This window comes from Janthinobacterium sp. BJB426, assembly GCF_002735705.1.
Taxonomy (GTDB): Bacteria; Pseudomonadota; Gammaproteobacteria; order Burkholderiales; family Burkholderiaceae_D; genus Janthinobacterium.
Genome location: NZ_PDZL01000013.1, coordinates 87,330 through 101,573, shown reverse-complemented (window position 1 = coordinate 101,573; position 14,244 = coordinate 87,330). Strand labels below are relative to the sequence as shown.

Here is a 14,244-nt window from a genome sequence, read left to right as displayed (position 1 = left end):
CTTACTATCAGTTCTTGCATATAATCATCGCACCTTCTCGCCCTTGCGGGGCAAGGCGGCCGCTGTAAAGCTGATAATTTTTTTCAAAATTGTATACAGGTGTTGTTTTTTTGCGGAAATAGAAATGCGCGCCGCCACGCCATCCCCCAAGCGCTGCGGATGCCGATACGATAGAGACAAGAGCTTGAATTTCTCCACCGGCGCCAACGCCGGCGACCCTGCAGCGAGGCACGAAAAAAACAATGACGGCACGCCTGGAATTACTCGATATCAGCAAGCGCTATCCGGCCGTGGTGGCCAATGACGGCATCTGTCTCACCGTCGCGCCCGGACAAATCCACGCCGTGCTCGGTGAAAACGGCGCCGGCAAATCGACCCTGATGAAAATCATCTACGGCGCGGTGCAACCCGACGGTGGCCGCATCCGGTGGAATGGCCGCGAAGTCGAGATCGCCAACCCGTCGGCCGCGCGGGCGCTGGGCATCGCCATGGTGTTCCAGCACTTTTCCCTGTTCGACACCTTGACCGTGACGGAAAACATCGCCCTCGGTTTGCCCGCCGGCACCAACATGGCGGAGCTGGCGCAGCGCATCGAAGCGACGGCGCGTCAGTACGGCCTGGACCTGGAACCGCAGCGCCACGTGCACACGCTTTCCGTCGGCGAATGCCAGCGTGTGGAAATCGTGCGCGCCTTGCTGGCCAAGCCGCAACTGCTGATCCTCGATGAACCGACGTCCGTGCTGACGCCGGGCGCCGTGGAGAAACTGTTTACGACCTTGCGCCAGCTGGCGACCGAAGGCTGCAGCATCCTGTACATCAGCCACAAGCTCGACGAAATCCGCGCCCTGTGCCATACGTGCACGGTGGTGCGCGCCGGCAAGAATGCGGGCGTGTGCGACCCCTCGCAAGAGTCGGCGGCCAGCCTGTCGCGCATGATGATCGGCGCCGAGCCGCCCGCCGTCACCCGCGTGGCGCGCACGCCCGGTACCGTCATGCTGAGCGTCAAGAATTTGCAGTTGCCGAAGAGCCATCCGTTCGCCACGCAATTGATCGATATCAATTTCGACGTGCGCGCTGGCGAGATCGTCGGCATCGCGGGCGTGTCCGGCAATGGCCAGCAGGAATTGCTGGCGGCCCTGTCGGGTGAAGACATGCGCGCGGCCCCCGCCAGCATCGTGCTCAATGGCACGCCGGCGGGACGCTTGCCGCCAGGCCGCCGCCGCGCGCTGGGCTTCGGCTTTGTGCCGGAAGAAAGGCTGGGGCGCGGCGCCGTGCCCGACATGGGGCTGGCCGACAACGTGTTATTGAGCTTGCAGACACCGGCCACCATCCGCCATGGCTTCGTGCGCCATAACGTCATCGCGCAGCGGGCGGCCGCCATCATCGCCCGCTTCCAGGTGAAGGCGGGCGGGCCGCAGGCGCTGGCGCGCAGCCTGTCTGGCGGCAACTTGCAGAAATACATAGTCGGACGCGAAGTCATGCGTGAACCCACGGTGCTGGTGGTGGCGCAGCCGACCTGGGGCGTGGACGTGGGCGCGGCCGCGCAAATCCGCGCCGAATTGCTGGCGCTGCGCGATGCCGGTTGCGCGCTGCTGGTCGTCTCGGAAGAGCTCGATGAATTGTTCGATATCAGCGACCGTTTGCTGGTGATGGCGAAGGGAAAAATCTCGCCATCGCTCGACGTGGCCGAGGCCAGCGTGGCGCAGGTGGGTCAATGGATGAGCGGGCTGTGGCCGCAGGAGGCAGCCCATGGCTAAGTTCGCCTTGCGCCTGGAAGCCCGGCCCACACCGTCGCGCCTGATGTCGTGGCTGTCGCCCGTGCTGGCCGTGCTGCTGACCGTGCTGTGCGGCGCGCTGCTGTTTATCGCGCTGGGACACGATCCGCTGGCCGGTCTGGCCGTCTTCTTTGTCGAACCCTTGCGCGACGCGCACGGCTGGTCCGAGCTGGGCCTTAAAGTCGCGCCTTTGTTGTTGATTGCCGTGGGCCTGGCCATCTGCTTTCGCGCCAACATCTATAACATCGGCGCGGAAGGACAACTGACCCTGGGCGCCATCTGCGGCGGCGCGGCCGCGCTGTACCTTGATGACGGCGTCGGTGGCGCGGCCATCATCGGCGTGTCCCTGCTGGCCGGCATGGCGGGCGGCATGGCGTGGGCGGGACTGGTGGCGTGGCTGCGCGACCGCTACAACGCCAGCGAAATCCTCGTCTCGCTGATGCTCGTCTACATCGCCCAATTGCTGCTCAGCTATCTCGTGTATGGCGTGCTGCGCGACCCGGAAGGGTTTAACTTTCCCCAGTCGAAACTGCTGTCGGACGGCTTGCTGTTGCCGATGGTGATCAGCGATACGCGCTTGCACGTGGGCATCGTGTTTGCTTTGCTGGCCTCGCTGGGCGGCTGGCTGTACTTATCCAGAAGCATTGCCGGCTTCCGCCTGCGCGTGGGTGGCATGGCGCCGGCCGCCGCCCGCTATGCGGGATTTTCCTCGCGCAAGACTCTATGGTCGTCGCTGCTGATTTGCGGCGCCCTGTCCGGCCTGGCGGGCGCCTGCGAAGTGCTGGGGCCGATGGGGCAGTTGACGCCCACGGTCTCGCCCGGCTACGGCTTTGCCGCCATCATCGTCGCCTTCGTCGGACGCTTGCATCCCGTGGGCGTGATTTTTTCCAGCTTCGTCATGGCCCTGTTTTATATCGGCGGCGAACTGGCGCAATCGCGCCTCGGCCTGCCCAGCGCGATCACGGGCGTATTCCAGGGCATCTTGCTGTTTGCCTTGCTCGCTTGCGACGTGCTGATCCAATACAAACTGCGCTGGAGGAAACATGGATAACCTGCTGCTCACCATCGCGCCCTTGATCGCCGCCAGCATCAATGCGGGCACGCCGCTGATGCTGGCCGCCCTCGGTTTATTGGTGAATGAAAAGGCAGGCGTGGTCAACCTGGGCGCGGAAGGCATGATGCTGGTCTCGGCCATCACGGGCTTTGCCGTGGCCGTCAACACGGGCAGTGCTACCCTGGGCTTTCTGGCGGGGGCGGGCGCCAGCATGGTGCTGTCCGGTTTCTTTGCCTGGCTGACCGTGTGGCTGGGCACGAACCAGTACGCGACGGGCCTGGCTTTATCTCTGTTCGGCGCCGGTGCCTCGACGTATATCGGCTTGAAGTATGTGGGCAACAGCTTGCAGAATGGCCGCTTCGGCATCCCTTTGCTGGAAGATATTCCCGTGCTGGGGCCGGCCCTGTTCCGCCAGCATCCGATGGTGTACTTGTCCTTGCTGCTGTGCCTGGCCATCGCCTGGTTTCTGTACCGCACGCGGGCGGGACTCGTGCTGCGCGCCGTGGGCGAATCGCCCGCGTCCGCGCATGCGCTCGGCTATCCCGTGCGCCCCATCCGCCTGGCGGCCGTGCTGTTCGGCGGCGCCTGCTGCGGCCTGGCCGGTGCGTTTTTATCGCTCGTGTACACGCCCCTGTGGGTCGAGGGCATGGTGGCGGGACGCGGATGGATCGCGCTGGCGTTGACCACGTTTGCCACCTGGCGCCCCGCGCGCGTGGTGGGTGGCGCTTACCTGTTCGGCGGCATCACCATTTTGACGTTTCACGCGCAGGCGCTGGGCGTACCCATCGCGTCGCAACTGCTGTCGATGCTGCCGTATGTGGCGGCCATCGTCGTTCTGGTGCTGATCTCCAGCAATGCCAATTACATCAAGCTCAACATGCCCGCTTCGTTGGGGAAAAATTTCAATCCCGGAAATTAATCACTCACCACAAGGAAAACCATGTCCAAGAAACTGTTGTGCGCCGCCGTTTGCAGTGCGGCGCTGATGCCCGCCATGCCCGTCATGGCCGCCGCTCCCGCCACTGCGCCGCTGAGTGTCGGCTTTGTTTACATCAGCCCCATCGGCGACGCGGGCTGGACCACGCAGCATGATCTGGCCCGCAAGGAAATGGAAAAGGCGCTGGGCAACAAGATCACCACCAAGTATGTGGAAAACGTGCCGGAAAGCGCCGATGCGGAAAGGGTGATCCGTGACCTGGCGCAAACGGGCAGCAAGCTGGTCATCACGACCTCGTTCGGCTACATGAATCCCACCTTGAAAGTGGCGAAACAATTTCCTAATGTGAAGTTCATTCATTTGACGGGATACAAGACGGCCGTCAACGTGGCCAATACCAACGCGCGTTTCTACGAGGGCCGCTACCTGGCCGGCGTGTTGGCAGGCAAGATGAGCAAGACGCATGTGGCCGGTTATGTGGCGGCGTTTCCCATCCCGGAAGTGTTGCAGGGCGTTAACGCCTTCACGCGCGGCATGCGCAGCGTCGACCCCAAGGCGGAAGTGAAAGTGGTGTGGGTCAATAGCTGGTTCGATCCGGGCAAGGAGCGCGACGCGGCCATCACCCTGATCGGCCAGGGCGCCGACGTGGTCACCCACCACACGGACTCGACCGCCGTGGTGCAGGCGGCCGAAGAAAAGGGCAAGTATGCGATCGCCTACCACTCGGACATGAAAAAGTACGGCCCGAAGGCGCAGCTGGCCGCCGTCACCCACCATTGGGGCGACTACTATACGAAGCAGGCGCAGGCCGTGCTCGACGGCACGTGGAAGTCCAGCAGCACCTGGGGCGGCATCAAGGATGGCATGGTCAAGCTGGAAGGCATCAACGCCGCCGTGCCGGCCGACGTGAAACAGTTTGTATTGGCGCGCGAGAAAGACTTGGTTGCTGGCAAGCTCAATCCTTTCAGCGCGCCGATCAAGGATAACGACGGCAAGGTGCGCCTGGACAAAGGCGTGCTGGACGATGCGGCGCTGACGAAGATGGATTATTTTGTCGAAGGCGTGGCAGGAAAAGTTTCCGGAAAGTAATAGGTTTGAGTTTGAACTTGCTGTAATATTGCCGGAAACGGGAGCCAGGCCGGGGATACATGCGCATTCCCGGCCCATCCACACAGCAGAGCCTGAACAGGCCCGTACCGGAGATTGACCCATGGATAGACTGGAAGTATTCAAGATTATCGCGCTGCAAGCGAGCAAGGGCGAGCTGACGTTCCCCGCCAACGTCAAGGCCACCTTGAAGCTGCAGGAAGCGCTGGACGACCCCGATTGCCATATCGAAGCGGCTGCCCGCATGGTCATGGCCGAGCCGCTGCTGTCGGCCCGGGTGGTGGCCTTGGCCAACTCGGCCGCCTACAACCGTTCCGGCAATGAAATCGCCAATGTGCGCGCGGCTGTCTCGCGCCTGGGTTTTGCCACATTAAAGTCGATGGTGGCGTCCGTCATCGTGCGCCAGCTGGGCAGCCAGATTACCGACCCGCAATTGCGCGCCAAGGCGGCCAAGCTGTGGGAACACACGGCCCACGTGGCCGCGCTGAGCCAGGTGATCGCGCGGAAAGTCACGCACGTGGACGTGGAAACGGCCATGTTCGCCGCCATCGTGCACGAAGTGGGCGGCTTTTATCTGCTGTCGCGCGCCGAGGAATATCCGGGCTTGCTGGACGACAATACCGAAGACTGGATCGAATACGGCGAAAAGCTGATCGGCCGCGGCGTGCTGCGCCAGTTGCAAGTGCCGGACATGGTCTTGCAAGCCGTGGAAGGCATGTGGCATGGCGGCAGCCCGTTCCCGCCCCGCACCTTGGGCGCGACCCTGGTGCTGGCCAACGATCTGTCGCCCGTGGGCTCGCCTTTGCACCCGCCGGAAAGCGCCGCGCGGCGCCAGGCGGCGGCGAAGATCGACTTCGGCATCGGCGGCAGCACCTTGCACACCATCCTCGAGGAATCGGCCGAAGAGATCGAATCCTTGGCGGCCGCACTGCTGGTCTGAACGTTCTCCCTGCCAAATCCCCGCCCTTGCCGCGGGGATTTTTTTCGTCCGCATTTTGATCCATCTTTCCCCATGGCATACAATCGCCGGCTCGGCCATCCGCCGGACCGCTTTCCTCCTCTTACCCAAAGGATCTTATGCAGAAGCTGTTTTCTTCCCTGGCCGTCACGGCGCTCGCTTCCAGCCTGGCGCTGGCGTTTTCCGCCCACGCCGCGACCGGCATGCCCGTGGTGCAGGAAGCACCCTTGCGCGCCCACCTGGCCTTCCTGTCCAACGATTTGCTGGAAGGCCGCGGCACGGGCCAACGGGGGGCTGACCTGACGGTGGCCTACCTGGAAACCCAGGCGCAGATGGCCGGCTTGCAACCCGTGCGCGGCAACAGCTACCGCCAGAGCGTGCAGATCGCCGGCGTGAAATCCTTGCCAGCCGAGAGCAGCCTGCAGGCTGTGGCGGGCGGCAAGCCCGTACCGCTGGCGTTCGGCCCGGACTGGGTCTGGGCTACGGGCGACTCCGTTGGCGCCCACACCTTCGACGCGCCACTGGTATTTGTCGGCTACGGCATCACGGCCCCGGAAGAAGGCTGGAACGATTTCAAGGGTGTCGATGTCAAAAATAAGATCGTCGTCATGATGGTCAACGACCCGCAGCCGACCGCTGCCGAACCAAACCGTTTCGCTGGCAAGGCGCTGACTTACTACGGCCGCTGGACCTACAAATTCGAGGAAGCCAAACGCCAGGGCGCGGCTGGCGTGTTGCTGATCCACACGAAACCGTCCGCGTCGTACGACTGGAGCGTGGTGCAGAACAGCTGGAGCGGCAGCGAGCGCTTTCAATTGGCTGACCGCACTGCCGGCACGCCGCTGCAGGGCTGGATCGCGGAAGACGCGGCGCACCGCCTGTTTGCTGCGGGTGGGCAGGATCTGGACGCCTTGCGCGCGCAAGCGGAAAGCAAGGACTTCAAGGCCGTCGCATTGAACGCCAAGCTGAGCGGCGAAATGAAGTCGGCCGTGCGCAAGGTGGAACAGTTCAATATCGCCGGCATGGTGCCGGGCACCGACCCGACACTGAAAGAGGAAGCCGTCATCTACAGCGGCCACTGGGACCACCTGGGCAAGCAAGGGGATAGTGGCGATACGATCTACAACGGCGCCGTCGACAACGCTTCCGGTACGGCTGGCTTGCTGGCCATGGCGCAGGAAGCCGTGAAAAAACCGGCGAAGCGCACGCAGATCTTCCTGTGGGTAGCGGCCGAGGAACAAGGCTTGCTGGGCAGCGCCGCGTATGCGGCCGACCCGCTGTGGCCCCTGAACAAGACGGCTGCCGCGCTGAACCTCGATAGCCTGAACTTTGTCGGTGCCACGCACGACATCGGCGCGCAGGGCAGCGAGCGCACGGAGCTGGGCGCCATGGCAGCCACGGTGGCCAAAGCCATGGGCATGCATATCGCGCAGGCGCGTCCCGACCTGGCGGGCGGCTATTTCCGCAGCGACCATTTCAGCTTTGCCAAGGCGGGCGTGCCCGCGTTTTCCATCAATGGCGGACGCGAGTACATCAAGGACGTGGCCGCGTCGAAAGCCAAGGCGGCGGCCTACGGCCCCCGCTACCATCAAGTCACCGATGAGTACGATGCCAGCTGGGATTTGTCCGGCATGACGCAGCAGGCGCAATTTACCCTGAACCTGGGGCAAGCCGTGGCCAACGCGGCGAAGATGCCGGCCTGGAAGGCGGGTGATGCGTTTGGCAAGGCGCGCGAGCAGGCGAAGTAACTGTCTCGGCATAAAAAAACCGCTCAATCTTGAGCGGTTTTTTTTACGTCTCAGCTCGCCTGTTCCAGTCTGCGCTGCGTGTGCCGGTACTTGCTCCACACCAGCAGCAGCAACAGCGGCATGGCGCCACCGACCATGCACAGGGCGGGCCAGCCGCCGGCGGCAAAGCTGGCGCTGGCCAGGGCCGAGCCAGCGGAGGCGCCGATGAAGCCGCCCGCGATAAAAACCGTGGTGACCCTTGCCCGCGCATGCGGCGCCAGTTTATAGATGATCGACTGGTGCGTCACTTGCAAGCCCATCACGCCCATGTCCAGCAGGACGATGCCGATCAACAGCAGCACCAGCGAATGGGCGCCAAAGCCGATCAAGGCCCAGCCCGCGATCGAGGCGACGGCCAGCAGCCAGGTGGCCTGGCGCGCATAGCCGCGGTCGGCCATGCGGCCCGCCGTATTCGCTGCAAACGCGCCCGTGGCGCCGGCCAGGCCGAACAGGCCGATCTGCATTTCCGAATAGTGATACGGCGCGCCGCTGAGCAAGAAGGTCAGGCCCGTCCAGAACACGCTGAAGGTGCCCAGGCCCAGGCCCGAGAACAGGGCGCGCTGGCGCAGCAACGGTTCCTGGCGGATGATGTCGGCCAAGGAAGCCAACAGCTTGCCGTATTGCAGCTTGCCGCGTGGCGCTTCGTTTGGCAGGATGCGGCGCAGCATGACGAGCAGGGCCGCGACGACGATGGCGGCCAGCACGTAGACGCTGCGCCAGCCGCCGCTGATCTGCGACACCGTGCCGGACACGGTACGCGCCAGCAAGATACCCAACAACAAGCCCGTCATGACGGTACCCACCATGCGGCCCCGGCTGTGATCCGGCGCATATGAAGCCACCATGGCCGTGACGACCATTAATGCGCTGGATGTGATCCCCATCAAGACGCTGGCGATGGCAAAGACGATAATATTCTGGCTGGTAGCGGCCAGCAGCAGGGCGCCGATCTTGGCGATCAGCATCCACGTCAGCAACTGGCGGCGGTTCAGCACATCGCTGAGCGGCACCAGAAACACGATGCCCAGCACATAGCCGATCTGCGTGGCCGTGACCAGGTAGCCGGCTTGCGGCACGCTGACGCCAAACGAGGCGGCCAGCATGGAAGTGAGCGGTTGCACATAGTAGAGGCTGGCGACGAGCACGCCGGCGGACAGGGCAAACAGCAGGATGCGGGTCGACGTCAGCAGGGCGCCGGCGTCGATATTGGATGGTGCAGATTTCATGCGATGCAACTTTCTTGGAATGACGCTTTTGGATGAGCATGATAGCGGGGCTGCGCTTTTCTTGCCGGGCAGGGCCGATTTTGCGGCGGGGTGGAAGGAAACCCTGCAGGCAAAAACGCCAGGCAAAAAAATCCCGGCGATCGTTGCCGACGGCCGGGAAAAGGGTATAAGGAGATATACCGAGTGAGGAAGTTAAAACGTGTTCTAAACTTACTGCGCGTCGTTAGTCTCGGCCTGCGATGCTCACTGCCTCGGTGGCCCCGTGCATCCGCACAGCTCCGCGTCTCGTCCACAACTCACTTCCGCTCGCGACAGTTTAGAAAACGTTTTTATGACCGCGTGCCAGCTCCGCATGCACCTGCGCCGTGATTTCATACGAGCGCAGCCGGTGTTGGTGGTCGAAGATCTGCGAAGTGATCATCAGCTCGTCGGCGCCCGTTTCGGCAATGAAGGCAGCCATTTTTGCCTTGACGGTGTCCGGCGCGCCGATGGCCGTGCAGGACAGGACGGAATCGAGCATGGCGCGTTCCTGCGGACCCAGTTGCTCCAGGTACCCGGGCATGGGCGGCTGCAAACGCGACGGGCGACCGGTGCGCAGGTTGACGAACGCTTGCTGCATCGACGTGGCGCGCAAGTGCGCTTCCGCATCCGTGTCGGCGGCAAAGACGTTAAAGCCCAGCATCACATACGGTTTCGCCAATTGTTTCGAAGGCTTGAAGTGTTCGCGGTAGTAGGCCACGGCTTGCAGCATCATTTGCGGCGCGAAGTGCGACGCAAACGCATACGGCAAGCCCAGGTGGGCGGCCAGCTGGGCGCCGAACAGGCTGGACCCGAGTATCCACACGGGCACTTTCGCGCCCTTGCCGGGCACGGCCAGCACGCGCTGGCGCGGTTCGTCGGACATATAGTCGATCAATTCCAGCACGTCTTGCGGGAACTGTTCCGCATCGGACTGCAGGTCGCGGCGCAGGGCGCGCGCCGTCGTCTGGTCGGAGCCGGGCGCGCGGCCCAGGCCCAGGTCGATGCGGCCCGGATGCAGCGCTTCCAGGGTGCCGAACTGTTCCGCGATGACGAGCGGCGAGTGGTTCGGCAGCATCACGCCGCCGGCCCCCACACGGATGGTTTTCGTACCGGCCGCCACATGGGCGATGACGACGGCCGTGGCGGCGCTGGCGATGCCCGGCATGCCGTGGTGTTCGGCCAGCCAGTAGCGGTTAAAGCCCCAGCGTTCGCCGTGCTGCGCCAGGTCGAGCGTGTTCTTGAACGACTGGCTGGCATCGCTGCCTTCGGCGATGGGGGCCAGGTCGAGTATGGAAAATGGAATCATGGTAGCGATATCGGGACGTGGTGGAAAATCACAATGGACGATTTGTCTATCCCCTGACGACAACAGGGTCGGCCTTGGAAGCGGCAGGGATGACAGGCTGTGCACATGATAATGCGAATCGGGAATTTGCGTACTGATCGGTAAAAAACTCGTATCGATTGGAAATCGATGCGGGCGATGCTAGAGTTGGCTTCCCTACTTTATGCGTCCCGCCATGTTCAAGAAACCCGTCCTGCTGACCCTGATTGGCCTGCTGCTGCAGCCCTCCGTTCACGCTGCGCCCGTCAGCCTGCAGGCGCAGGAGACGGCCCGCTACGCGCTGGCCACCTATCCCGAACCGCTGATCGCCAGCCTGGCAAAGATGGTCAGCTACAACACGGTGGCCGACCCGGCCGTGCCGTTTGCCGACAATCCCCAGCACACGGGTTTCAAGCGCTACCTGGCGGCCGAGGCGCAGCGCCTGGGCTTCGACTTCCAGGATCATGGCCACGTGCTGATCATCGGCATGGGCAGTGGCAGCGAACGGGTGGGCGTGATCACGCATGGCGACGTGCAGCCTGTGAACCCCGTCAAATGGGCCCGTTCGCCATTCGAGCTGGACCGCACCAGCGAACCTGGAAAACTGCTGGGACGGGGCACGGAAGACGACAAGGGACCGATTGCCACGGCCCTGTACGCGATGAAAGCCATCCAGGATCAAAAGGTGCCGCTGAGCAAGCGCATCGAGTTGTACGTCTACATGGCCGAGGAATCGGACTGGGAACCGCTGAAACAGTTCCTGAAAAACCATACGCCGCCGCAAGTGAACATCACCATCGATGCGGAATACCCGGTGGTGACGGCCGAGAAGGGCTATGGTTCCATCAAGCTGACCTTGCCGCCGCGCACAGCCTTGCCGGCCGATGGCGGCCCCGTGCTGACGAGGCTGACGGGCGGCTTTTTCGGCAGTCAGATTCCGGAAGACGCCCAAGCCGTCATTGAGCGCGCGCCGGCCGCGCTGGAAGCGGCCATCCGCGCCCGCGCGCAGCAGCAAACGGGCGCGCGCTACACGTATGCGCGCGATGGCGGCACCTTGACGGTGACGGCGCTGGGTGTGTCGGCCCACTCGTCGAAACCGGAAGACGGCGTCAACGCCATCAGCATGCTGGCCGACGCGCTGGCCGTGCGGCCGTGGCAGGGCACGCAGGCGGCTGACATGCTGTCATTCCTGAATGAACTGGTGGGTACTGGAATCTACGGCGAACGCTTTGGCCAGATCGCTTACCGCGACGGCTTCATGGGGCCGATGACGGTAGCGCCGACGGTACTGAAACAGAACGGCGGCGCGCTGGAACTGAATATCAATGTGCGCCGTCCGCAAGGCAAGACGGCGGCCGTGTTGCAGCAGCAGGTGACGGCTGCCTTCGACGGCTGGAAGGCGCGGCGCCACGTGCCGGCTACCCTGCAGGTGCAGATCGGCGAGCCGTGGCTGCAGACGGCGGCGCCGCAGATTCCCACCTTGCTGTCCGTCTTCGAACACTACACGGGCGTCATCAATCCGCAGCCGGTCGCCATCGGCGGCGGCACCAATTCGCGCCTGTTCCCGAATGCCGTCAGTTTCGGTCCGGCCATGCCGCACACCGTGTACACGGGGCATTCCGAACACGAGTTCATCACGGAAAAGCAGCTGCTGTTGAACTTGCAGATGTACACGGCCGTGCTGATCGAGCTGGCGAAATAGCGGCTTGTAAAAATGGACGGAAGTCATAGACTGCAAGCCTGAGACGAAGCCGGGCACTGAACTTTTTATGCGCGCGCCAGTCTTATGTTTCCATGTAGGAAGGGAGCAGCTATGCATGAACAAGACGAGGCCCGGCTGGCGCCAGGCAGGGCAGGCGGGGTAGCGCCGCGCCGGATTCCGCACGAGGGGAAGACATGAACTGGCCGCTGGAACTGGAAGTGGCGCACAAGCTGGCGCAGATGCGGGGTTGGCTGGAACAGGAGCGGGCGGGCGCCGTGCGTCTGCGCGGCGTGGACTGGTTTGCGTGGGCCACGGCGGGCGCGTCGAACAGCCACTACCATACGACCGAGTGCGGCTGCGCGGAAGTGCTGGTGACGCGCGACGCCGCCTACATCTTGACGGACGAAGCCGAAGCCATGCGCATGCGCGAGGAAGAAGTGCGCGGGCCATGGACGTGGCAAGTGTCGCCCTGGATGCAGCCGCAGCTGTATGAGTTGCGCGAGCATTTCGTGCGGCATGTGGCCGGCGGCGCGCCTGTCCTGTCGGACCGGCCCGGCTTGCACGAACGCAGCCTGCCCGTGGCCCTGCGTGAAGAGCGTCTGGTGCTGCTGGAATCGGAGCAGTTGCGCTACCGGCAGGTGGGGCAACTGGCAGCCAGCGCGGCTGCGGATGCGCTGCGCCAGGCTCGCCCCGACTGGAGCGAGCTGGAACTGGCTGCCGCGTGCGTGCGCGCGCTGTGGTTGCGGGGCTTGCAGGCCGTGCACGTGCTGGTCAGCGGGGAGGAGCGCCAACAGCGTTATCGGCGCGCACCGCCAGCGCAGGCGGTGCTGGGCACGCAAGCCGTGCTGGCCCTGTGCGGACGGCGTTTCGGCCTGTGCGCCAGCCTCAGCCGTCAACGGCGCTTCGGCCCGGCGCAGCATCGTGCCGATGGCGCGGCGGTGGTCATGGACGATGCCGATGCGGCCATGCTGGCGCTGGAAGCGGTGGCGCTCGACGCTTGCGAAACGGGCCATGCGCTGAGCATGGTGTATCACGCGCTCGACAGCGCCTACGCGTATGCAGGCCAGCCCGATACGGTGCGCACCAGCCGGCAGGGTGGCATCCATGGCTACCTGGCACCCGAAGTGGCGGCCGGCGCGCACACGGGAATCATCCTCAAGCGGGGCATGGCGCTGGCCTTCCACCCCAGCCTGCCCGGCAGCACGGTGGAAGACACGTTTCTGCTCGACGGCAGCCAATTGCACAACCTGACGCACGACCCGGCCTGGCCTTCGGCCGTGGTGCAGGGGCGCCGCCGGCCGCTGACCCTGGCGCTGGCCTGATGCGGTCAGTTGCGACCAGCCTCGGCCAGTGTCGGTAAATATCAATAGCGCTGCAGCACGCCTTTTTGTACGCTGACCCGGTCGCCGATCTGGAAGGCGGGCTGGGTGTTTTGTACAAAGGTGCGCGTCGTGCCGTCGTCCAGGCGCAAGGTGACGCGGTACAGCAGGTTGCCCGCCGCCCCCGAGGTGCTGCCGGCGGTGCCCGACGTGCCCGCCTGCATGTCGCCACTGCCTTCGTCCATGCTGCGCGGCACGGTTACGATCGATTGCACCGTGGCTGAACTGATGTTCATGGTGGACTGGCTCAGTTCGCTGCTCATGTCGTTGCTGGTATCGGCGGCTGTACTGGCCGTGCTGCTGGCCGGCACGCTGCTTTGCGGCGTCGTGCCGGCCGGCGCGGCATAGGTTTCGCCGCTATTGCTGCGCGCCAGGCTGGTTTGGTCCGTGGAATGGCAAGCTGCCAGCAAGGCGCATGTCAGGCCGGTCAGCAGCAGGGTTGTTTTCGATCTCATCTTGGTCTCCTCATGGTCGCACACTCAGGATCGGCACCCGCGGTGATTGCGGATAGCGGCGATTGCTGCATGTAAGAGCATGGCGGAACAGGGATGTTCGGCGGCCGTCGTTGCCGATTGAGCTAGATCAAGTGTCCAATTGCCGTGCTTGGTATAAAAGATGCTGGCAATTACCACTTCGTGCGGCTGCACGTTTCCTCACTGTTGAATCGGGAGAAAAAATGTCATCTGGCCCTACAGCAAAACTGATCGATGAGTTGGTGCTGGCCATCGGCGGCACTGCGCGCGATGCCCGTGCGCGCCATGTGCTGGCCCAGGCCTTGCACGGCCTGGTGCGGCTGGCGCGCTCGGAACAGTTGCTGGACATGCAGCGCGACGCGGCACGCGCCATGGGGGCCGGCAGCCGGCGCGAAACGCGCGCCCTGATGCGGCGCCTGGGCAAGCGCAGCCAGGGGCAGTTGCGGCTGGCATTGCAGGATGGCGAAGCGGATCGCGCCTGACGCGCGCGCCATCCCCCGT

12 protein-coding genes are annotated in these 14,244 nt (G+C 63.9%); 9 read left to right on the top strand and 3 right to left on the bottom strand.

Translation table 11 applies throughout. From position 1 onward, the window contains the following. The first annotated feature begins 242 nt into the window (after positions 1–242). The 6 genes from CSQ93_RS19780 to CSQ93_RS19755 all read left to right on the top strand — a co-directional run bounded on the left by CSQ93_RS19780 (position 243) and on the right by CSQ93_RS19755 (position 7,579). Positions 243–1,757, top strand: coding sequence for an ABC transporter ATP-binding protein (locus CSQ93_RS19780; RefSeq protein ID WP_099379497.1), 1,515 nt, complete (start codon positions 243–245; stop codon positions 1,755–1,757). Then, positions 1,750–2,826 carry an ABC transporter permease gene (locus CSQ93_RS19775; protein ID WP_099379496.1) on the top strand — a complete coding sequence of 359 codons (1,077 nt, stop codon included), beginning with the start codon at positions 1,750–1,752 and terminating at the stop codon, positions 2,824–2,826. Before CSQ93_RS19780 ends, CSQ93_RS19775 begins: the two co-directional genes overlap by 8 nt. Then, entirely contained in the window at positions 2,819–3,748 is a 930-nt protein-coding gene (locus CSQ93_RS19770) for an ABC transporter permease (protein ID WP_099379495.1), read from the top strand. The genes CSQ93_RS19775 and CSQ93_RS19770 overlap by 8 nt, the downstream gene beginning before the upstream one ends. Before the next feature lie 21 nt (positions 3,749–3,769). Beyond that, the gene (locus CSQ93_RS19765) at positions 3,770–4,855 is read left to right on the top strand and encodes a BMP family ABC transporter substrate-binding protein (RefSeq protein WP_099379494.1); all 1,086 of its coding nucleotides are present in this window, start codon (positions 3,770–3,772) and stop codon (positions 4,853–4,855) included. A gap of 121 nt (positions 4,856–4,976) precedes the next feature. Next, a complete protein-coding gene (locus CSQ93_RS19760; RefSeq protein ID WP_099379493.1) occupies positions 4,977–5,813 on the top strand; it encodes an HDOD domain-containing protein in 837 nt (278 codons plus the stop codon). Between the two features lie 137 nt (positions 5,814–5,950). Next, on the top strand, positions 5,951–7,579 hold the full coding sequence (locus tag CSQ93_RS19755) for a M28 family peptidase (RefSeq protein ID WP_099379492.1): 1,629 nt from the start codon (positions 5,951–5,953) through the stop codon (positions 7,577–7,579). A 50-nt stretch (positions 7,580–7,629) separates the two neighbouring features. Here the strand turns inward: CSQ93_RS19755 and CSQ93_RS19750 are convergent, their stop codons facing one another. Next, positions 7,630–8,844 carry an MFS transporter gene (locus tag CSQ93_RS19750; protein WP_099379491.1) on the bottom strand — a complete coding sequence of 405 codons (1,215 nt, stop codon included), beginning with the start codon at positions 8,842–8,844 and terminating at the stop codon, positions 7,630–7,632. 316 nt (positions 8,845–9,160) lie between these two features. Then, positions 9,161–10,171, bottom strand: coding sequence for an LLM class flavin-dependent oxidoreductase (locus CSQ93_RS19745; protein WP_099379490.1), 1,011 nt, complete (start codon positions 10,169–10,171; stop codon positions 9,161–9,163). A 214-nt stretch (positions 10,172–10,385) separates the two neighbouring features. On the opposite strand from CSQ93_RS19745, the gene CSQ93_RS19740 reads away from it, so the two are divergent. Beyond that, positions 10,386–11,891 carry a dipeptidase gene (locus CSQ93_RS19740; RefSeq protein WP_099379489.1) on the top strand — a complete coding sequence of 502 codons (1,506 nt, stop codon included), beginning with the start codon at positions 10,386–10,388 and terminating at the stop codon, positions 11,889–11,891. Between the two features lie 194 nt (positions 11,892–12,085). Next, a complete protein-coding gene (locus tag CSQ93_RS19730; protein WP_158301290.1) occupies positions 12,086–13,213 on the top strand; it encodes a M24 family metallopeptidase in 1,128 nt (375 codons plus the stop codon). 41 nt (positions 13,214–13,254) lie between these two features. Here CSQ93_RS19730 and CSQ93_RS19725 read toward each other — a convergent pair whose 3' ends face one another. Next, positions 13,255–13,725 (bottom strand): hypothetical protein, encoded by a 471-nt coding sequence (locus CSQ93_RS19725; protein ID WP_099379486.1) that lies wholly within the window; start codon positions 13,723–13,725, stop codon positions 13,255–13,257. Positions 13,726–13,946: 221 nt separating this feature from the next. On the opposite strand from CSQ93_RS19725, the gene CSQ93_RS19720 reads away from it, so the two are divergent. After that, a complete protein-coding gene (locus tag CSQ93_RS19720; protein ID WP_158301289.1) occupies positions 13,947–14,225 on the top strand; it encodes a hypothetical protein in 279 nt (92 codons plus the stop codon). Positions 14,226–14,244 lie beyond the last annotated feature (19 nt).

What these genes read in the sequence shown, in the direction of transcription:
- CSQ93_RS19780 (WP_099379497.1), top strand. Translation starts at nt 243, where the DNA reads ATGACGGCACGCCTGGAATTACTCGATATCAGCAAGCGCTATCCGGCC.
- CSQ93_RS19775 (WP_099379496.1), top strand. Translation starts at nt 1,750, where the DNA reads ATGGCTAAGTTCGCCTTGCGCCTGGAAGCCCGGCCCACACCGTCGCGC.
- CSQ93_RS19770 (WP_099379495.1), top strand. Translation starts at nt 2,819, where the DNA reads ATGGATAACCTGCTGCTCACCATCGCGCCCTTGATCGCCGCCAGCATC.
- CSQ93_RS19765 (WP_099379494.1), top strand. Translation starts at nt 3,770, where the DNA reads ATGTCCAAGAAACTGTTGTGCGCCGCCGTTTGCAGTGCGGCGCTGATG.
- CSQ93_RS19760 (WP_099379493.1), top strand. Translation starts at nt 4,977, where the DNA reads ATGGATAGACTGGAAGTATTCAAGATTATCGCGCTGCAAGCGAGCAAG.
- CSQ93_RS19755 (WP_099379492.1), top strand. Translation starts at nt 5,951, where the DNA reads ATGCAGAAGCTGTTTTCTTCCCTGGCCGTCACGGCGCTCGCTTCCAGC.
- CSQ93_RS19750 (WP_099379491.1), bottom strand. Translation starts at nt 8,844, where the DNA reads ATGAAATCTGCACCATCCAATATCGACGCCGGCGCCCTGCTGACGTCG.
- CSQ93_RS19745 (WP_099379490.1), bottom strand. Translation starts at nt 10,171, where the DNA reads ATGATTCCATTTTCCATACTCGACCTGGCCCCCATCGCCGAAGGCAGC.
- CSQ93_RS19740 (WP_099379489.1), top strand. Translation starts at nt 10,386, where the DNA reads ATGTTCAAGAAACCCGTCCTGCTGACCCTGATTGGCCTGCTGCTGCAG.
- CSQ93_RS19730 (WP_158301290.1), top strand. Translation starts at nt 12,086, where the DNA reads ATGAACTGGCCGCTGGAACTGGAAGTGGCGCACAAGCTGGCGCAGATG.
- CSQ93_RS19725 (WP_099379486.1), bottom strand. Translation starts at nt 13,725, where the DNA reads ATGAGATCGAAAACAACCCTGCTGCTGACCGGCCTGACATGCGCCTTG.
- CSQ93_RS19720 (WP_158301289.1), top strand. Translation starts at nt 13,947, where the DNA reads ATGTCATCTGGCCCTACAGCAAAACTGATCGATGAGTTGGTGCTGGCC.